The 18911-nt window shown below is 63.5% G+C and carries 15 protein-coding genes; 5 read left to right on the forward strand and 10 right to left on the reverse strand.

Annotated elements, in window-relative coordinates:
* Positions 1 to 223: 223 nt before the first annotated feature.
* The 5 genes from LB557_RS17530 to LB557_RS17550 all read right to left on the reverse strand — a co-directional run bounded on the left by LB557_RS17530 (position 224) and on the right by LB557_RS17550 (position 5486).
* Positions 224 to 1054: a dipeptide ABC transporter ATP-binding protein gene (locus tag LB557_RS17530; protein ID WP_224641698.1), complete on the reverse strand. Its 831-nt coding sequence runs from the start codon at positions 1052 to 1054 to the stop codon at positions 224 to 226.
* On the reverse strand, positions 1051 to 1908 hold the full coding sequence (locus tag LB557_RS17535; protein ID WP_015314099.1) for an ABC transporter ATP-binding protein: 858 nt from the start codon (positions 1906 to 1908) through the stop codon (positions 1051 to 1053). Before LB557_RS17535 ends, LB557_RS17530 begins: the two co-directional genes overlap by 4 nt.
* Before the next feature lie 2 nt (positions 1909 to 1910).
* Complete coding sequence (locus LB557_RS17540; protein WP_174361976.1) at positions 1911 to 2765, reverse strand: ABC transporter permease subunit; 855 nt, start codon at positions 2763 to 2765, stop codon at positions 1911 to 1913.
* A 70-nt stretch (positions 2766 to 2835) separates the two neighbouring features.
* Positions 2836 to 3843 (reverse strand): ABC transporter permease subunit, encoded by a 1008-nt coding sequence (locus tag LB557_RS17545; protein WP_015314101.1) that lies wholly within the window; start codon positions 3841 to 3843, stop codon positions 2836 to 2838.
* 50 nt (positions 3844 to 3893) lie between these two features.
* Positions 3894 to 5486, reverse strand: coding sequence for an ABC transporter substrate-binding protein (locus LB557_RS17550; RefSeq protein ID WP_015314102.1), 1593 nt, complete (start codon positions 5484 to 5486; stop codon positions 3894 to 3896).
* A gap of 466 nt (positions 5487 to 5952) precedes the next feature.
* Between LB557_RS17550 and LB557_RS17555 the strand changes: the two genes are divergently transcribed.
* Positions 5953 to 7977: a long-chain fatty acid--CoA ligase gene (locus LB557_RS17555; RefSeq protein WP_224641696.1), complete on the forward strand. Its 2025-nt coding sequence runs from the start codon at positions 5953 to 5955 to the stop codon at positions 7975 to 7977.
* Positions 7977 to 8702 (forward strand): class I SAM-dependent methyltransferase, encoded by a 726-nt coding sequence (locus LB557_RS17560; protein ID WP_411970552.1) that lies wholly within the window; start codon positions 7977 to 7979, stop codon positions 8700 to 8702. The genes LB557_RS17555 and LB557_RS17560 overlap by 1 nt, the downstream gene beginning before the upstream one ends.
* Here the strand turns inward: LB557_RS17560 and LB557_RS17565 are convergent.
* Positions 8686 to 9408 (reverse strand): HAD family hydrolase, encoded by a 723-nt coding sequence (locus LB557_RS17565; protein WP_015314105.1) that lies wholly within the window; start codon positions 9406 to 9408, stop codon positions 8686 to 8688. The genes LB557_RS17560 and LB557_RS17565 overlap by 17 nt on opposite strands.
* 5 nt (positions 9409 to 9413) lie before the next feature.
* Positions 9414 to 11057: a glucose-6-phosphate isomerase gene (gene pgi / locus LB557_RS17570; protein WP_411970553.1), complete on the reverse strand. Its 1644-nt coding sequence runs from the start codon at positions 11055 to 11057 to the stop codon at positions 9414 to 9416.
* Positions 11058 to 11394: 337 nt separating this feature from the next.
* Between pgi and LB557_RS17575 the strand changes: the two genes are divergently transcribed.
* From LB557_RS17575 to LB557_RS17585, 3 genes are all read left to right on the forward strand, one after another.
* Entirely contained in the window at positions 11395 to 12888 is a 1494-nt protein-coding gene (locus tag LB557_RS17575; protein WP_015314107.1) for a PLP-dependent aminotransferase family protein, read from the forward strand.
* 191 nt (positions 12889 to 13079) lie between these two features.
* Complete coding sequence (locus tag LB557_RS17580) at positions 13080 to 14663, forward strand: trimethylamine methyltransferase family protein (RefSeq protein WP_224641694.1); 1584 nt, start codon at positions 13080 to 13082, stop codon at positions 14661 to 14663.
* A 58-nt stretch (positions 14664 to 14721) separates the two neighbouring features.
* Positions 14722 to 15951, forward strand: a complete 1230-nt coding sequence (locus LB557_RS17585; protein ID WP_015314109.1) for an aromatic ring-hydroxylating oxygenase subunit alpha — start codon at positions 14722 to 14724, stop codon at positions 15949 to 15951.
* Between the two features lie 38 nt (positions 15952 to 15989).
* Here the strand turns inward: LB557_RS17585 and LB557_RS17590 are convergent, their stop codons facing one another.
* From LB557_RS17590 to LB557_RS17600, 3 genes are all read right to left on the reverse strand, one after another.
* Positions 15990 to 16388, reverse strand: coding sequence for a hypothetical protein (locus tag LB557_RS17590; protein WP_015314110.1), 399 nt, complete (start codon positions 16386 to 16388; stop codon positions 15990 to 15992).
* Positions 16389 to 16555: 167 nt separating this feature from the next.
* Entirely contained in the window at positions 16556 to 17947 is a 1392-nt protein-coding gene (chrA, locus tag LB557_RS17595) for a chromate efflux transporter (protein WP_224641693.1), read from the reverse strand.
* A complete protein-coding gene (locus LB557_RS17600; RefSeq protein WP_224641692.1) occupies positions 17944 to 18762 on the reverse strand; it encodes a chromate resistance protein ChrB domain-containing protein in 819 nt (272 codons plus the stop codon). The genes chrA and LB557_RS17600 overlap by 4 nt, the downstream gene beginning before the upstream one ends.
* Between the last annotated feature and the right edge of the window lie 149 nt (positions 18763 to 18911).

Below are 18911 nucleotides of genomic sequence, written 5' to 3' on the forward strand. Positions count from 1 at the left end.
CGATCCGGGCCGTCGCGCTGCCCCTCATCCGCCTGCCGGCACCTTCTCCCCGTATAGTGACGGGGAGAAGAGGCTGGCCGCACCCTCGGCACCCTGCTCGCAATCTTGGTGGTGGCGAAACCGGCCGTGAGAGCGTTTTTCTCCCCGTCACTATACGGGGAGAAATGTCCGGCAGGACAATGAGGGGCGGCGCTGACGTCGGCCATTTGCATGGCTTGCGACTTTAGGCCGCCTTCTTCTTCGCCAGCCTCGCCTTGATGCTCGCCACATCGGCGCGCGGCGTCGCGGCGAACAGCGTCCTGGTGTAGCTGTGCTTGGGGTCGGCGAAGACCTCGTCGCGCGAGCCGTATTCGACGGCCTCGCCGAAATACATCACCATCACGTCGTCGGCAATGTAGCGCACCACCGACAAATCGTGGCTGATGAAGACATAGGTCAGCTGGAATTCGTCCTGCAGGTCGGCGAGCAGGTTGAGCACCTGCGCCTGCACCGAGAGATCGAGCGCCGAAACCGGCTCGTCGAGCACCAGCAGGCTTGGGTTGAGCATCAGCGCACGGGCAATGGCAATGCGCTGGCGCTGGCCGCCCGAGAACATGTGCGGATAGCGGTTATAGTGCTCGTGACCGAGGCCGACCTTCTTCAGCATCTTCATGGCGAGGTCGCGCCGTTCGGCGGCCGGCTTGTCGGTGTTGATCAGCAGCGGCTCGCCCAGCACATCGCCGATCTTCTGGCGCGGATTGAGCGATCCGTAAGGGTTCTGGAAGACGATCTGCACCTTGCGGCGCATCTCCTTCGTCAATCCGCCTTTGGCGATGTCGACCTTGTTGCCGTCGATGAACAATTCGCCCGATGTCGCGGGATCGATCAAGGTGATGATGCGGGCGAGCGTGGACTTGCCGCAGCCGCTTTCGCCGACGATGGCCAGCGTCTTGCCCTTGTCCACCGTGAAAGAGACGCCCTTGACCGCATGCACGGTGCGCGGCCCGGAGAACAGGCCGCCGCCGATGTGGTAGTCGCGAACGATGTTCTTGCCTTCGAGGACCGTGGTGCTCATGCCGAGGCTCCCGCTGCCGAAGGGGCAGGCTCGAACAGCATGTCGGACACAGTCGGCAGCCGGTCGCCGACGGCGTTTTCCGGCAGCGCCGACAGCAGCGCGCGCGTGTAATTGCTTTTCGGCGATTCAAACAGCGACAGCACGTCGGCCTCCTCCATCTTGCGGCCCTTGTACTGGACGATGACGCGGTCGGCGGTCTCGGCCACCACGCCCATATTGTGGGTGATCATGATCAGGCCCATGCCGTATTTGGCCTGCAGCGAGACCAGGAGATCGAGGATCTGCTTCTGGATGGTGACGTCGAGCGCGGTGGTCGGCTCGTCGGCGATCAAGAGTTTCGGATTGCAGGCGATGGCAATCGCGATCATGACGCGCTGGCACTGGCCGCCCGACATCTGGTGCGGAAACGAGCTCAGCCGTTCTTCCGGATCGGCGATGCCGACCAGCTTCATCAGCTCGATGGCGCGCGCGCGGCGCTGGGCGCGATCCATGCCCATGTGAAAGCGCAACACTTCCTCGATCTGGAAGCCGACGGTGAAGCATGGATTGAGGCTGGCGATCGGCTCCTGGAAGATCATCGAGATGTCTTTGCCGACAATCTTGCGGCGTTCGGACGGGCTGAGCTTCAACAGGTCGACACCATCGAAAGCCATGCGGTCGGCCTTGACCGTCGCGGTGTTGGGCAACAGCCCCATCACCGCCAGCATCGAAACCGACTTGCCGGAGCCGGACTCGCCGACGATCGCCAGCACCTCGCGCGGTTCGACCGAAAGGTCGATGCCTTGCACGGCCATGAACGGTCCGGCGGCAGTGTCAAAGGAAACGGTGAGATTCTTGATCTCGAGCAGGGACATGCTCACGACCTCTTCAGCTTGGGGTCGAGCGCGTCGCGCAGGCCGTCGCCGATCAGGTTGATGGCAAAGACGGTGATCAGGATGGCGAGGCCGGGAAAGGTCACCACCCACCAGGCGCGCAGGATGAACTCGCGTGCTTCGGCAAGCATGGTGCCCCATTCCGGCGTCGGCGGCTGCGCGCCCATGCCGAGGAAGCCGAGGGCGGCCGCCTCAAGAATGGCGTTGGAGAAGGACAGCGTCGCCTGCACGATCAGCGGGGCGATGCAGTTGGGCAGGATGGTGACCAGCATCAGCCTGAGATGGCTGGCCCCGGCGACCTTGGCCGAGACTACATATTCGCGGGTCTTCTCCGCCATCACGGCGGCGCGGGTGAGCCGGGCGAAGTGCGGCTGCAGCACGAAGGCGATGGCGATCATGGCATTGACGAGGCCTGGGCCGAGCACCGCGACCAGCACCAGGGCCAGCAGCAGCGACGGGAAAGCCAGGATGATGTCCATGATGCGCATGATCAGCGTGTCGACCCAGCCACGGCAGTAGCCGGCGAGCAGGCCGAGGATGACGCCGGAGATCAGTGCCGTGGTAACGACGACGAAGCCGATGGCGAGCGAGAATCGCGAGCCGTAGATCAGGCGCGAAAGCATATCGCGGCCGACGGCGTCGGTGCCGAGCAGGAATTGCGCGTTGCCGCCCGCCTGCCAGGCCGGCGGGGTCAGGAAGAAGTCGCGGAACTGGTCATCAGGCGAATGCGGGGCGAGCAACGGCGCGAAGATGGCGATCAGGATCAGCAGGGCGAAGACGAAGAGGCCGATCACCGCGCCCTTGTTGATCGAGAAATAGTGCCAGAATTCGGCGAACATCTGCAGCCGCGCATCCTGCGGCTTGACGACGGTCGCGGCTTCGATGGTGGCTGGGCCTTCATTGGTCATGTCAATTCGCCCGGATGCGCGGGTTGATGACGGCATAGAGCACGTCGACGATAAGGTTCACCGACATGACGATCAGCGCGATCAAAAGCAACCCGCCCTGCACGGTGAAATAGTCGCGCTTGGAAATGGCATCGATCATCCACTTGCCGATGCCCGGCCACGAAAAGATGCTCTCGGTCAGGATGGCGCCGGTCAACAGCGTGCCGACCTGCAGGCCGATCGTGGTGACGACCGGGATCAGCGCGTTGCGGAAGGCATGCAGGCCGATGACGCGCCGCGGCGCCAGGCCCTTGGCGCGCGCGGTGCGCACATAATCCTCGCCCAGCACTTCGAGCATGGCCGAGCGGGTCTGCCTGGCGATGACCGCCAGCGGAATGGTGCCGAGCACGATGGTGGGCAAGATGAGGTGCGACACCGCCGAGCGGAAGGCGCCCTTCTGGCCCGAGATGAGGGAATCGATGGTCATGAAGCCGGTCACCGGCTTGAAGAAATAGAGAAGGTCGATGCGGCCCGAGACCGGCGTCCAGTGCAGCGTGCCGGAAAACACGATGATCAGCAGCAGCCCCCACCAGAAGATTGGCATGGAATAGCCGGCGAGCGCGGTGCCCATGGTCAGCTGGTCGAACCAGGAGCCGCGGCGGATGGCAGCGAAAATGCCGAAGGCGACACCGAAGATGACGGCGAAGATCATGGCGAAGATGGCGAGTTCGACCGTGGCCGGGAACCGCACCAGGAAATCCTTGAGCACCGGCGTCTTGGTTGAAAACGAGGTGCCGAAATCGCCGCCGAGGATATTGGTCAGATAGGTCAGATACTGTTGCCAGATCGGCAGGTCGAACCCGAACTGGTGCATCAGCGCCGTATGGCGTTCGGGCGACAGGCCACGTTCGCCCGCAAGCACCAGCACCGGATCACCGGGCAGGATGCGCACGAAGCCGAAAGCGAGGATGGTTATCCCGATGAAGGTCGGGATGATGAGGGCGAGCTTGCCGAGGATATAACGCAGCATGGCGGGCGAGGTGGGGGGGGGCCTTGTGGCGCCGCCCCGTTTCGCGAACCTTATTCGGCGATATCGACGCCGTCAAAGCGATGGATACCGAGCGGATCCATCGCAAAGCCGGAGACGGTCTTCTGCATCGGCATGAACACCTTGGAGTGGGCGAGCGTCGCCCACGGTGCCTGCTCCTTGAAGATGACCTGTGCCTGTTCGTAGAGCTTGGTGCGCTCGGCCTGGTCGGAAACCGTCTTGGCCTTGTTGATGAGCGCATCGAAGTCCTTGTTGCACCATTCCGCGCGGTTGTTCGAACCAACGGAAGCGCAGCTCAGGAGCACGCCGAGGAAGTTGTCCGGATCGCCATTGTCGCCGGTCCAGCCGACGATGACGGCGCCGTCGTGATCGACCGCGGAAGCGCGCTTGAGGTATTCACCCCAATCGTAGCTGACGATGTTGACGGTGACGCCGACCTTTGCGAAGTCCGCCTGGATCAGTTCGGCGGTGCGGCGCGCGTTCGGCATGTACGGACGCGAGACGGGCATCGCCCAGACGTTCATCTTTAGGTCCTTGACGCCGGCCTCTTCAAGCATCTTCTTGGCCGCGTCCGGATCGTACGGGTCGTCCTTCACGTCCTTGTTGTAGGACCACATGGTCGGCGGGATCGGGTTGATCGCCACCTGGCCGGCGCCCTGGAACACCGCGTCGATGATGGCCTTCTTGTTGATGGCCATGTTGAGCGCCTTGCGGACACGCACGTCGTCGAACGGTTTCTGCTGGGTGTTGTACATCAGCGCGCCGACGTTGAGGCCTTCCTGCTCCGCGACCGTCAGGTTCGCATCAGCCTGCAGGCCGGCAATGTCGGCCGGTGCCGGGTAGGACATGATGTTGCATTCGCCGGCCTTCAGCTTCTGCGCGCGCACCGCCGGATCGGTGGTGATGGCGAAGACCAGATCGTCGATCTTCTGCTTGCCGCCCCAATAGTCCGGGTTGGCCTTGTAGCGGATGGCGGCATCGGTCTGGTAGTCGACGAAGATGAACGGCCCAGTGCCGACCGGCTTCTGGTTGAACAGTTCAGGCGTCTTGTCGGCCTGCAGCTTGTCGGCATATTCCTTCGAGACGATCGAGGCGAAATCCATGCCCAGGGTCGGAATGAAGGTGATTGCCGGTTCCTTGAGGGTGAACTTCACCGTCAGGTCGTCGACCTTCTCGACCTTGGTGATGTTGTCGCCGAACTGGTCATTGTAATACTGGTAGGCGATGCCCGGTATGTACTGGAACCAGGGGCCATTCTTGTCGACCTGGCGCTCGAAAGAGAACACCACGTCGTCGGCGTTCAGGTCGCGGGTCGGGGTGAAGTAGTCGGTGGGCGCGAACTTGACGCCCTTGCGCAGCTTGAAGGTATATTCCTTGCCGTCGTCGGAAATGGTCCAGCTGTCCGCCAGGCCGGGCGAGACCGAGGTCTTGCCGTGATCGAATTCGACAAGGCGATTGAACACGGTGCGCGAGGACGCGTCGAATGTCTGGCCAGCGGTATACGGCGCCGGGTCGAAACCCTCCGGCGACGCTTCAGCGCAATAGACCAGAGTTTTCGCGTTGGCCACGCCGCCCAGGACGCTTGCAGCCAGCAACGCGGCTGCAAAAGTCAATTTCTTCTTCATTGAGCACTCCCTGATGTTCTTCCAAGCCCCTCTATCAGGCTCGCGAAGCGCGCATATAAGCACCGTTTTTCCGGGTTTGGAACACCCCGTTTGCTTACCCCGCGGGAAGCAGGAAAAAAATCCGCAATTTCGCTAAATGGCAGAAAAAATTAGCACTTTTTTCTATTCACGATATTATTAACGACCGCATTTTTTTATTGATCAGACGTCCGGCGACAAGGGTGCCGCGCCCTGTATTCATCCGCCGCCGGTGCGGAAAGATGCCGTTCCAGCCGTGGCCGGCGGGAAAGGTTTTCGGCGGCAAATCTTTCGGCATCCTGCCGCTAGGGCAAGACTTGCACCGCCGCCGATAGAGGCAATACATAGATAGACAGCTGGCGGCAGCGGAGGGACGTCTCCATCAATCTGGAGGCGGCGCGGTAGGGCCCAGCGAGAGCAGGCGACCAGGGTTGTCGAGGAGGAACGGGTGGCAAAAGCATCGAAGGCCCCGGTGAAAGCGTCGGCCAAGGCGGGGCCTAGGCCAGCCGCCGGCGGCGACGGGCAGGGCAAGGTCGCGGGCAAGGCAGCGACCGCGAAGGCGGCCGCCGGCAAGAAAGCACCCGCGGCAAAAGCCGTGGCCACCGCCAGGACCGCCGCGAAGCCGGCGACGAAGGCCGCGCCGGCAAAGGCGCCCGCGACCAAGGCCGGATCGGGCAAGGCCGGAACGGGCAAAACCGCGACGACGAAGAGTTCGCCACCAGTGAAGGCTGCACCGGTCTCGAAGCCAGCGACAGCGGCCAGCCAGCGGCTGCCGAAGGCGCTCACCGAACTCGCCGCCGGCCTGCCGCAAAAGCCATGGCTCAACAGCTATCCCAAGAACATGCCGGCCGAGATCGGCGCCCTTCCCTACGGTTCCATCGGCGACTTCCTCGTTGGCGCCTGCAAGCAGTTCGCCGGCCAGCCGGCTTTCACGTGCATGGGCAAGTCCATCACCTACGCGCAGCTCGAACAGTCTTCGGCGGCCTTCGGTGCCTACCTGCAGTCCACAGGATTGCAGAAGGGCGCCCGTGTCGCCCTGATGATGCCGAACGTGCTGCAATATCCCATAGCGATGATGGCGGTCGCCCGCGCCGGCTTCACGGTGGTGAACGTCAATCCGCTCTACACGCCACGCGAACTGGAGCATCAGCTCAAGGATTCCGGGGCGCAGGCCATCGTCATCCTCGAAAACTTCGCCAACACCCTGCAGGCGGTCGTCGCCAGGACCTCGGTCAAGCACGTCGTCGTCGCGGCAATGGGCGACCTGCTCGGCGGCCTGAAGGGCTCGATCGTTAATCTGGTCGTGCGCCGCGTCAAAAAGATGGTGCCGGCCTGGTCATTGCCTGGCCATGTCAAGTTCAATGCGGCCCTCAAGACTGGCCGCGGCATGACGTTTAAGCCGGCCACGGTGGCCGCCAGCGATGTCGCCTTCCTGCAATATACCGGCGGCACCACCGGAATCTCGAAAGGCGCGACCCTCTCGCACAGCAATGTGCTGGCCAATGTCGCGCAGAATGCGCTCTGGCTGCAGGACGCCTATACCGCCAAGCCAAAGCCGGCGCATCTCAACCTAGTCTGCGCACTGCCGCTCTACCATATCTTCGCGCTGACGGTGAATGCACTGATGGGCATGCAGATGGGCGGCCAGAACATACTGATCCCCAATCCGCGCGACATTCCCGGCTTCGTCAAGGAAATGGGCAAGTATCCGATCCATATCTTTCCGGGCCTCAACACGCTGTTCAACGCGCTGCTCAACAATGAGGACTTTCGCAAGCTCGACTTCAAGCCGCTGCTCTTGACGCTTGGCGGCGGCATGGCGGTACAGAAGGGTGTCGCCGAGCGCTGGAAGGCGCTGACCGGTTGCCCCATCAGCGAAGGCTACGGTCTTTCGGAGACCTCGCCGGTGGCGACGGCCAACAAGTTCAGCTCCGGCGAGTTCACCGGCACTATCGGCCTGCCGCTGCCCTCGACCGAAATCGCCATTCGCGACGACGACGGCAACAACGTACCGCTCGGCGAAGTCGGTGAGATCTGCATCAGGGGACCGCAGGTGATGGCCGGTTACTGGAACCGGCCGGACGAGACCGCCAGGGTGATGACCAAGGACGGCTTCTTCAAGTCCGGCGACATGGGCTTCATGGACGATCGCGGCTTCACCAAGATCGTCGACCGCAAGAAGGACATGATCCTCGTCTCCGGCTTCAACGTCTATCCGACCGAACTCGAGGAAGTCGTGGCGGCGCATCCCGGCGTGCTCGAAGTGGCGGCGATCGGCGTGCCGGACGAGCATTCGGGCGAAGTGCCGAAACTGTTCATCGTCAAGAAAGACCCGGCCCTGACCGCCGAGGCCATCACCGCCTTTTGCCGCGAGAACCTGACCGGCTACAAGCGGCCCAGATACATCGAGTTCAGGACCGAATTGCCGAAGACGCCGGTCGGCAAGATCCTGCGGCGGGAGCTGCGCGAATAGTGGGTCTCGCCAAGGACGATACGCCGGTCCGGCGCCCGCGCCTCGACCCGGCGGAATTCATCAAGGCGAACATGCGCCTGACATCGGTGCCGGCGCTTCCCGAAATCCGGCTTTATACCGCCCACCCGAGCAGCGGGCTGAGGCGCCTTGTCGAAGGCGATGACGCCGATTCGCAGGAGCCGCAGCCGCCCTATTGGGCCTATGCGTGGGCAGGCGGCGCCGTGCTGGCGCGCTATGTGCTGGACCATCCGGAGATCGTGGCGGGCCGCCGCGTGCTCGACCTTGGAGCAGGCTCCGGCATTGTCGGCATTGCCGCGGGAAAGGCCGGCGCGTGTGAGGTGATGGCCACCGAGGTCGATCGGAACGGCGTTGCCGCGCTGGCGCTGAATGCAGCGGCCAATGGCGTCACGATCACGATAATGGGGAACGACATCACCACCGGGCCACCGCCCGCCGTGGACCTGGTGCTCGCCGGCGACGTGTTCTACGGGCAAGGTGTCGCCTTGGGGATGATGCCTTTCCTCGACCGCTGCCTCGCCGCCGGCATCGAGGTGCTGGTCGGCGATCCGGGCCGGGCCTATCTGCCGCGCTCGCGGCTGCGGCTGCTTGCCGAATACAAGGTGCCGGATTTCGGCGAGGCGAAAGACGCCGCGCTGAAGCCGAGCGCTGTCTTTCGCCTCCAGCCCGAACAGTACGCCGCCCTGCCGATCAGACCGTCTCCTTGACCCGCGTCGAAAGGAAATCCGGCAGATCGGCAACCGAATCCAGGATGACATCGGCGATCTCGGCCAGCGATTCGCGCGTGCCGGTGCCGGAGAGCACGCCCACCGCCAGGCCGCAGCCGCCGGCACGCGCCATTTCGAGATCGTGCCTGTTGTCGCCGACCATGGCGATCTCAGACGGCTTGAGCCCCGTAAGATCGCAAAAGGCCTGGATGGTGTCGGGAGCGGGCTTGGGGTTGGCCACCGCGTCATAGCCATAGGCGGCTTCGAACAGTTGCGCGACACCCAGCGTGACAAGCGTCTTTTCCGCGCCGCTGGTCGAATCGTTGGTGGCGACGCCAAGCCGGTAGGATCGCCTGTGCAGCAGAGCCAGCGTGTCGGCGATGCCCGGCAGCGCCACCGCCATCGTCGAGCCCTGCACCGAGGTGATCTCGTTGAAACGGGCAACGGCCAGCATCTGGTCTTCATTGGACAGGCGCGGGAACCACAGTTCGACAACGTCGAGATTGGTGCCGGAGGCAAAGATGGAATCGGGCTTGAAGCGCCGGTTGGCGAAATCGAAGCCCGCGGCCGCGAGCAGCCTGTCGGCTTTCCAGCGGTCGCCGTCGGCCGCGTCCATGGCCATGAAGTCGGCGACGCCGAGCCAGGTCGCGTTGAAGTCGACAAGCGTTCCGTCCTTGTCGAACAATATCCCCTTGATGTCAGCCAAGCGCTTCACTCCGAACCACGCAATTGGTGGATGCGTTCCACAAGGCCCCTGGTCGAGGCGTCCCGGTTTGCGGCGCTTTCCTTGCCTTCCACGACAGGCAGGAGGCCGGTGGCCAATTCCTTGCCGAGTTCGACGCCCCACTGGTCGAAGGAGTTGATGTTGAACAGCGTGCCCTCGACGAAGACGCGGTGCTCGTAAAGCGCGATCAGCCGGCCGAAGGTGCGCGGGTCGAGCTTGCGGTAGAGGATGGTCACCGAGGGCCGGTTGCCGGAGAAGACACGATGCGGCGCGATACGGTCGACATCGGCCGGCTTCATGCCCTTGGCCAGCATCTGCGCGCGCGCCTCTTCCAGCGTACGGCCCTTCATCAGCGCTTCCGACTGCGCCAGGCAGTTGGCGAGCAGCAGGTCATGCTGATGCTTGAGATCAGGCTCGTGGCCGACGGCGGCGGCCAGGAACTCGACGGGGATCAAATCGGTGCCCTGGTGCAGCAGCTGGAAGAAGGCGTGCTGGCCGTTGGTGCCTGGCTCGCCCCAGACCAGCGGCCCGGTCGGCGTCGTCACCGGCGTACCGTCAAGGGTAACGCTCTTGCCGTTCGATTCCATGTCGAGCTGCTGCAGATAGGCCGGCAGTCTGGACAGGCGCTGATCGTAGGGGATGACCGCGCGGGCCGGATAGCCGCAGATCACGCGGTGCCACCAGCCGACCAGCCCGAGGAGCGCCGGCAGGTTTTTCTGGAGCGGCGCGGTGCGGAAGTGTTCGTCCATTTCGTGCGCGCCGTCGAGGAAAGCGCGAAAGTTCCTTGGGCCGATGGCGATCATGACCGGCAGGCCGATCGCGCCCCACAGCGAATAGCGGCCGCCGACCCAGTCCCAGAAGCCGAAGACGCGATCCGGCTCGATGCCGAACTTGGCCACCAGGTCGAGCGCGGTAGAGACGGCGGCGAAATGCTTGCCCACGGCCTCCTTGCCGAGCGCCTTCTGCACCCAGTCGCGCGCCGTCTGCGCATTGGTCATCGTCTCGACCGTGGTGAAGGTCTTGGAGGCGATGATGAACAGCGTGGTTTCGGCGGACAGCCCCTTCAGCGTGTCGTGGATGTGAGCGCCGTCGATGTTGGAGACATAGTGGGCGCGCGGGCCGTCATGATAGGGGGCGAGCGCCAGTGTCGCCATGGCCGGACCAAGGTCGGAGCCGCCAATGCCGATGTTGACGATATCGGTAATCTTCTTGCCGGTGGCGCCTGTTGCCTTGCCGGAGCGTATGGCATCGGCGAAGGCGCCCATGGCGTCGAGCACGGATATGACATCCGCCTTGACGTCCTGGCCGTCAACCGTGATGCCCTTGCCGCTCAGGTTGCGCAGCGCCGTGTGCAGAACGGCGCGGTCTTCGGTGATGTTGATCTTCTTGCCGGCGAACATGGCGGCGCGACGGCCTTCCAGATCGGCTGCGGCGGCGAGCTTCTCAAGGAAGTCCATGGTCGTCGCATCGACGGCGCATTTCGACCAGTCGAGCAGGAGGTCGCCGTCAGCGGCGGAGAATGTCTTGAAGCGCTGCGGATCGGCGGCAAAGGCCTGGCGCATGTCGCCCGGGGCCGCGGCGCGATGGTCGCGCAGGGCGGCAAGCTGTTTCTGGAAGGCTGACTGATCCACTGGCGGGGACTCCTGGCTTTTTCGACGCACCATATCAGACCGGATGTTTCCGGCGCGTGTCGTCGCGCCCCAACTATTGAGCCGAAATCCATCCGGTCAATACGCGGCGATGACGCAGCACATCACGATGCGATGACACAATGTATCGAGCAAGGAGGTGGGTATCGAGGAGCGAGGTGGTGTCGAGAGCGAGGGGCCGCGCCTTATTTCGAGCTTGAAGGATCACTGGCATAAATCCCAAAGATCAGAAAAATTGATTGGCGCAACCCCTTGTGCCACGGTTACGTTCGGCTGGTCCAGCCAAGCGAAAAAAGCTGGCCATCGAGGAACATCTTCCATGCCACAGAGAAACGACACGGCGATATGGTCCGGCCTGTTCCGGATTTCGGCCGAATCCGGCCAGACCCTGCAGGCGCAGATCCGCCAAGCCATCGTGGCCGCGATTCTCGACCGCCAGATCGCCGCTTCGATGCCGCTGCCTTCCTGCCGTATCCTGGCCGAAAAACTCGGCGTCGCACGCGGAACGGTGGTGCTGGCATTCCAGCAGCTCGTCGACCAGGGTTTCCTGGTGGCGCGCGAGCGGCGCGGCCATTTCGTCAATCCGGACGTGCTGGCGACACCCGCCAAGCCGCACCAGAAAGCACCCGACCAGGCCAACGAGATCGACTGGAAGGCGCGCCGGCAGATCGCGGCAAGCGACATGCCGCCGCCCGCCAAGCACGAGAACTGGATCAAGTCCTCCTACCCCTTCGTGTACGGCCAGTTCGACCCGGCGCTGTTCCCGACCGCCGAGTGGCGCGAGTGCAACCGCATGGCGCTGGCCGTGCTGGAGATCCGCAACTGGGCGTCCGACATGGTCGACCGCGACGATCCGCTGCTGATCGAGCAAATCCAGGCACGGCTGCTGCCCCGGCGCGGCATCTTCGCCAATCCCGACGAGATCATCGTCACGCTGGGCGCCCAGAACGCGCTCTATATGCTGGCCTCGCTGCTGATGACCAAGGGCTCGAAAGTGGCGATGGAGGATCCAGGCTATCCCGACGCACGCTCGATCTTCCGGCTCGCGGGCGCCGACATCGAGCCGGTGCCAGTGGACCAGTCCGGTATCGTAACCTCTTCTATTCCCAATGATTCCGGCTTCGTCTTCGTCACCCCCAGTCATCATTGCCCGACCATGGTGCCGTTGTCGGCGGAGCGGCGGCAGGATCTTCTGGCGCGCGCCAACCGGCACAACCAGATCATCATCGAAGACGGCTATGACAGCCAGCTTCTCGACGAGGCGCCGCAGCAGGCATTGAAGAGCCTCGACCGTTCCGGCCGCGTCGTCTATGTCGGCTCGATGTCGAAGACGCTGGCCCCGGGGCTGCGGCTTGGCTACATCGTGGCTTCCGCTGGACTGATCGCCGAACTCAGGGCGCTGCGCCGCTTCATGCTGCGCCATCCGCCGGCCAACAATCAGCGCGCCGTGGCGCTGTTCCTGTCGCTCGGCCATCACGAAGCGCTGGTGCGGCGGCTGTCGAGCGCCTTCGACGAGCGGCGCAAGCGGCTGGTCCATGCGATTTCGGCCTTCCTGCCGGAATGGCGCTCGACCGACTCGGCCGGCGGCACGTCGCTGTGGCTGGAAGGGCCCCGCGGCACCGATTCCCGCGGTTTGGCCGAAGCCGCGGCCTCGCGCAGCGTCATCATCGAGCCCGGCGACCGCTTCTTCGACCGCACCGAGAAGCCTTCGCGTTTCATGCGGTTGGGCATTTCCTCTATCGCTCTGCAGCACATCGAGCCCGGCATCCGGGAACTCGCCACCGCAGCCGGACGCAGGCCGGCCGCCGCCTGATCCATCAAGCCGATTTCGTGACCGGAGCCGCTTCTCAGCGGCTCCGGTTTGTTTTAGGTCTGGCACATGTAGCTGGGCCAGCTGGCTCATAGGATGGGCCAGTGCCGGCGGCATAGTCGGCGTCAGAGAAGAAGCAGGTTGATGGTGGACCAACCGCCACGAGCTCCTGCCGGTAGAGGTGGAGTGCTTCCATGCCAGTGGCTGTCGAAAAGCAGGACATGCCGGCGAACCGTCGTCCACAACGCTCCGGCGACCGCGAAAAGGGACGTGCGGTGAAATCAGCCATTCCACCAAACGGGCCACTACACCAAGCCATGGAAGGCGGCAGTTACGGGCCATTGCGCGGAAACGACTGCGAGCGCATTCATGAGGGCGTGCTGACGCTTCTGGAAACGGTCGGCTTCGCCAACGCCATCCCGTCCTGCATAAAAGTCCTGACCAAGGCTGGCGCCATCCATGGCGACGATGGCCGCATCCGTTTCCCCCGTGCGCTCGTACTCGACACCATCAAGCGAGCCGCGCGGCATTTCACGCTGCATGGCCAGGACCCCAGGCACGACATGGTGATCCAGGGCAAGCGCGTCCATTACGGCACGGCGGGTATCGCCGTGCATCTGGTGGATCTCGAAAAACGCGAGTATCGCGAATCGAAGCTGCAGGACATCTATGACGCCGCCCGCATCGTCGATGGACTGAGCAACATCCATTTTTTCCAGCGGCCGATGGTGGCGCGCGACATCGCCGACCCGCTCGATATGGATTTCAACACGCTCTACGCCTGCGTGATGGGGACGTCGAAGCATGTCGGCACGTCCTTCACCGTGCGCGAGAATGTGAAGCCGGCGCTCGAAATGCTCTATGCCATCGCCGGTGGCGAGGAGAATTTCCGCGCCCGGCCGTTCGTTTCCAACTCCAACTCCTTCGTCGTGCCACCGATGAAGTTCGCCGAGGATGCCTGCGGCGTGCTCGAGGCCTGTGTCGAAGGCGGCATCCCCATCCTGCTCCTCTCCACCGGCCAGTCCGGAACAACCGCTCCGGCGGCGATGGCCGGCGCGGTCGCGCAGGCAGTGGCCGAAGTGCTGGCTGGCCTGGTGTATGTCAACGCACTCAAGCCGGGACATCCGGCGATCTTCGGCGCCTGGCCGTTCATGTCGGACCTGCGCACCAACACCATGGCCGGTGGCTCGGCCGAACAGGCGGTGGTAACGGCGGCCTGCGCGCAGATGGCGCAATTCTACGACCTGCCCGGCGGCTCGGCCGCCGGCATGACAGACTCGAAACTGCCCGATATCCAGTCCGGCTACGAGAAAGGCATCACCAATGTGATGGCCGGCCTCTCGGGCCTCAACCTCGTCTACGAATCGGCCGGCATGCATGCCTCGCTGCTCGGCTTCTGCCTGGAAAGCCTGATCATCGACAATGACATGCTTGGCCATTGCTTGCGCTGCGCACGCGGCATCGAAGTGACGGACGAAGCGCTGTCGATCGACACCATCGCCGATGTCTGCCTCAAGGGTCCGGGCCATTATCTTGACAACGAGCAAACGCTCAAATCGGCCCGGGCAGAGCGTTTTTATCCCGCCTTCGGCGACCGTTCCTCACCGAAGGAATGGAACGAAAAAGGCCGCCCTGATATATTGGCCCGGGCGATCGACGAAAAGAAGCGCATCCTTGCGGAACGATTTCCGCGGCACGTGCCCAAGCTGGTCGACGACAGATTGCGCGCCCGCTTCGGCAACCTGATCCACCTGCCGCGCGCGAGCATGGGCGGCTAGCCAGAAGACCGACATACAGATAGCCACCGACAGAACCAACCATTGGGCAGAACGACAAATGAGCGTCTATCCTATCCAGCAAGCCGCAAATACCGAAGATGCCATCGATCGGCTGGTGGCCTCGCACCGGCCAGGCTACGGCCTGACGCGCCCATTCTACCACGACCAGGATATTTTCGAGCGGGACATGGAACGTCTGTTCCGCCGCCATTGGCACTGCCTGGCGCATGCCAGCGTCATTCCCAATCCCGGCGACTTCGAACTGTTCAAGCTCGGTGACGAGGCGGTCATCCTGTCGCGTGGCATGGATGGCACCGTGCATGCCATGCTCAATGTCTGCCGCCATCGCGGCGCCGAGGTCTGCACCAAAGAGAAGGGCAACGCGAAAGTGTTCGTCTGCCCGTACCATGCATGGACCTATTCCAATGACGGCTCGCTGCGCGCCGCCAGGCTGATGCCGAAGGATTTCGACCGCACCGCGCACGGGCTGAAGAAGCTCCATGTCCGCGTCGCGACCGGCCTTGTCTTCATCTCCTTCGCCGAGACGCCACTCGATTTCGATCCGATCGAGCAATCTTTGCGCACGAGTTGCGGACAATATGGGTGGGGCGATGCCAAGGTGGCGTATCGCCAAAGCTACCCGCTCGAGGCGAACTGGAAGCTCGCCGTCGAAAATTATGTCGAATGCTACCATTGCGGACCGGCGCATCCCGAATATTCGCAGACGCACGCGCTGGAAAAGCCCGCGGAGATGATCGAGCAGCTCAATGCCGCGATGGAACAGCGGACCTGCGCTCTCGGCATCGAGATCGGCAGCGGCGATCGCTGGCAGAATTCGGCCGCCGGCCAGGAGGCGATCCACACCTTCCGCTATGCGCTCTATGACGGCGTTTCGAGCGGCAGCCGGGACGGCTCCCCCGTCGCGCCACTGATGGGCCGCTTCACCGACTATGACGGCGGCGTCACCTCCATCCATCTTGGCGGCACGACTTTCCTCGTCTGCTACCCCGACCATGGGATGATCTACCGATTCATCCCGAAAACGGCTCAGACCTGCGAGATGGAACTGATCTGGCTGGTGCGCGGCGACGCTGTCGAAGGCCAGGACTACGATCTGGAGAAACTGACCTGGCTGTGGAAGGTCACCACGGACGAGGACAAGAAGATCATCGAGCATACGGCGCGCGGCGTACGCTCGCACTATTTCGTGCCCGGACCGATCGCGCCGATGGAGTACAACGAGCTGCGTTATATCGGCTGGTATCTCCAGGAGATAAGCCGGGCTTAGAGCGGTTTCAGCGTTTCACGAAAGCACTCAGCCAGCGCTCAGTCGGCGCCCAGCCCGAAGCGCTCAACCACCTCGGCGTTGATCAGCTTGGCGTGCAGTGCCATCAGCACGATCTGGGCATCGAGATCGTCGCCGGTTTCGAGAGCGGCCTCGATCCGGCGCTCCGCGTCGAGCCGCTGCTGTGGGCCTTGCGCACGCTCGAAGGTTTCCGGTCCGGCGATGCAGTAGCTGAACAGGTTCGCTACCCGCGGATAGGCCTGCGGCGGCGGCTCCTCGGGCCAGTGGTCCTTCATCAGATTGACGATGGTTAGTTTCACCCCTTCGGGCACGAGGGCGGGATGCAGGTCGGCGCCACGCAAGGCGGCATCGAGCTGCCGCAAATCACCCGAGCGGCCGAACATACCGAGAAAGCCGAGGGAAGAGCGTCGTCCCGCCATTGCTGGTCCAATCCGTTTTCCACCAGTTAGGGGGTTCGGAAGCGGAATACAAAGGAGCCGGAAAATCTAAAGCGCGTCGCGTCGAAACGGATTCATGCGACGCGCCTTAGATCTTGTTTCGATGCATGTCGTTTTCCCGAACCGAAGACACTTCCGGGCGACATCCACTAGCCGCCCGTGGCGAGCAGCAACACGCCGGCAAGAGCGCATCCCGCAAGCGTCGGCAGCACACCGGTTTTCCACTTCAGGATGGCGACCATGGCGGCGACCGAAAGCAGCGCGGCTCGCCAGTCGATCGACAAAAGCACCGGCACGTTCATGCCCAGGCCCGTCATGCGCACTTCGCGGAAGACGACGTGCAAGGCGAACCACAGAGCAAGGTTCATGACGACGCCGACCACGGCGGCGGTGATCGCGCCCAGCGCGGCCGACAGGGCCTTGTTGCCGCGCAGGGCCTCGATGTAGGGCGCGCCGAGGAATATCCAGAAGAAGCAGGGTGTGAACGTAACCCACAGCGTCAGCAGCGCTCCAAGCGATCCGCCAAGCAGCGGATCCAGCGAGCCGGCGTGGCGAAACGCGGCGATGAAGCCGACGAATTGCAACACCAGGATGAGTGGACCCGGCGTGGTCTCGGCAAGGCCGAGGCCATCGACCATTTCACCAGGGGCGAGCCAGCCGAAGGACTGCACGGCTGCCTGCGCGACATAGGCAAGAACCGCGTAGGCGCCGCCAAAGGTGACCACCGCCATGAGGCTGAAGAAGCCGCCAATCTGCGTCCACACGCTGTTTGTCCCGGTGAGCGCCCAGAGCAACAGAACCGGCCCGAGCCAGATCGGCAGCCAGATCGCGATGGTGCGCGGCGCATGCCATCGTGTCGGTCTGGTATGGGCCAGTTCGCCGCGTTCGAACATCAGGTCGACCGCGCCCCTGATATCGGGAGCGTCGTTCTTGCCGTGCGCCGCGCCGGAAAACAGGGCTGGCGCGACACGGTTTCCCACCCATCCCACCGATCCCGCAATCAGGACGATGAGCGGGAACGGGATGGCGAGCACATAGATGCCGAGAAAAGCGCAGAGCGCGATCGCCACCATCAACCGGTTCTTCAAGGCGCGGCGGCCGATGCGGATCACCGCCTCGACCACGACCGCGAGCACGGCGGCCTTGACCCCGAAGAACAGCGCCGCGACCAGCGGGACATCACCATAGAGCGCATAGAGAATGCTCAGGGTGAGCATGACCAGTGCGCCGGGCACCACGAACAGGACACCGGCGACAAGGCCGCCGATCGTCCTGTGCAGCAGCCAGCCGATATAGATGGCGAGTTGCTGGGCCTCGGGACCGGGCAGCAGCATGCAGTAGTTCAGCGCATGCAGGAAACGCTGTTCGCCGATCCAGCGCCGGTCCTCGACCAATTCCTTGTGCATGAGCGCGATCTGACCGGCCGGCCCGCCGAAGCTCAGCAATCCGATCTTCGCCCAGAGTTTCGTGGCTTCGCGGAAGCTCGGGACCGCCGGCGCCTCGACGAGGTCTGCATCATTGCCCGAAATGAGGCTGCTCATGACGGCTTTGCCCCGCCCGGCCAGTTGTGCGTCTCGTCAGTGGCGTCGCGACACCAGCGGAAGAACGCGTCATAGAGCATCGTGCCGGCGTCCAGCTGCTCCAGATCGTCGCGGAACATGCGCGACAGGCCAAGCGAGGCGGCCAGAAATCCGGCTGCCTGGGGAACGAGATCCAGGCGTGCGGTGTCGGCCGCGCGCACGATCGTGGCAAGCCGATCGAGTGCCTGGGATTCCAGCCCGAACTCCTCGATCATCGTGTCGAAGGTGCAGCGCTCGCCGCGATGACTCCAGAACACATTGTCGATGTCGAAAGGCACGGCCTGAAAGCGGTCTGCGACAGCCGGAACTTCAGCGGGTTCGACGAAGAGAAACACCGCGTCGGGATCGATGAAGCGCCGGATCAGCCATGGGCAAGCGATGCGATCGACCTTGGGACGAGCCCGCGTTACCCAGACGGTGCGGCCCTTTTCATCGCGGGACGGTATCTTGTCGGCGCGGACCAGAAGCCCGCCGGCATCGCGCCAGGCTTCGAAGCCGCCTTCGAGGGATTCGGCGGCAATGCCTTCATGCCGCAGCCACGCGGCAACCCCTTGCGAAAGCTTTTGCCCCTTCTGGCAAAGGACGGCCACTTGGCTGCCGGCAAGGTCGTGTGCCCAGGCCGAGACCGTTTTGAAATTGCGCCGGTGAGAGGCCGGCAGCAGGCGCGGGTCGGCGTCGTAGTCTTCATCGATACGGACATCGACGATCAAAGGTGCGCCCGGCAGACCAATCAGACGGGATAGTTGCTGTACGGTGATAGCAGTTGTTGACGGCATGGCGTCCACCTCCTGAAGAAGCCTGGACGCGAACATTGGGCTGACGCCTCACGGGGTCGTCGCGATACACCCCTTGCGATGATGGTGGAATTGTTGGGCTGGCTTGTCAAGGACGGAGCGTTTCCCGGCCTGTGGCGTTGAGAACGGCG

Source organism: Mesorhizobium sp. BR115XR7A (genome assembly GCF_020165315.1).
Classification (GTDB): domain Bacteria; phylum Pseudomonadota; class Alphaproteobacteria; order Rhizobiales; family Rhizobiaceae; genus Mesorhizobium; species Mesorhizobium australicum.

Excerpts from the sequence above, each read along its gene's own strand:
- LB557_RS17590 (WP_015314110.1), bottom strand. The coding sequence starts at position 16,388 with ATGGCGGGACGACGCTCTTCCCTCGGCTTTCTCGGTATGTTCGGCCGC.
- LB557_RS17545 (WP_015314101.1), bottom strand. The coding sequence starts at position 3,843 with ATGCTGCGTTATATCCTCGGCAAGCTCGCCCTCATCATCCCGACCTTC.
- LB557_RS17600 (WP_224641692.1), bottom strand. The coding sequence starts at position 18,762 with ATGCCGTCAACAACTGCTATCACCGTACAGCAACTATCCCGTCTGATT.
- LB557_RS17550 (WP_015314102.1), bottom strand. The coding sequence starts at position 5,486 with ATGAAGAAGAAATTGACTTTTGCAGCCGCGTTGCTGGCTGCAAGCGTC.
- LB557_RS17580 (WP_224641694.1), top strand. The coding sequence starts at position 13,080 with ATGCCAGTGGCTGTCGAAAAGCAGGACATGCCGGCGAACCGTCGTCCA.
- LB557_RS17530 (WP_224641698.1), bottom strand. The coding sequence starts at position 1,054 with ATGAGCACCACGGTCCTCGAAGGCAAGAACATCGTTCGCGACTACCAC.
- LB557_RS17540 (WP_174361976.1), bottom strand. The coding sequence starts at position 2,765 with ATGTTCGCCGAATTCTGGCACTATTTCTCGATCAACAAGGGCGCGGTG.
- LB557_RS17585 (WP_015314109.1), top strand. The coding sequence starts at position 14,722 with ATGAGCGTCTATCCTATCCAGCAAGCCGCAAATACCGAAGATGCCATC.
- LB557_RS17575 (WP_015314107.1), top strand. The coding sequence starts at position 11,395 with ATGCCACAGAGAAACGACACGGCGATATGGTCCGGCCTGTTCCGGATT.
- LB557_RS17535 (WP_015314099.1), bottom strand. The coding sequence starts at position 1,908 with ATGTCCCTGCTCGAGATCAAGAATCTCACCGTTTCCTTTGACACTGCC.
- chrA (WP_224641693.1), bottom strand. The coding sequence starts at position 17,947 with ATGAGCAGCCTCATTTCGGGCAATGATGCAGACCTCGTCGAGGCGCCG.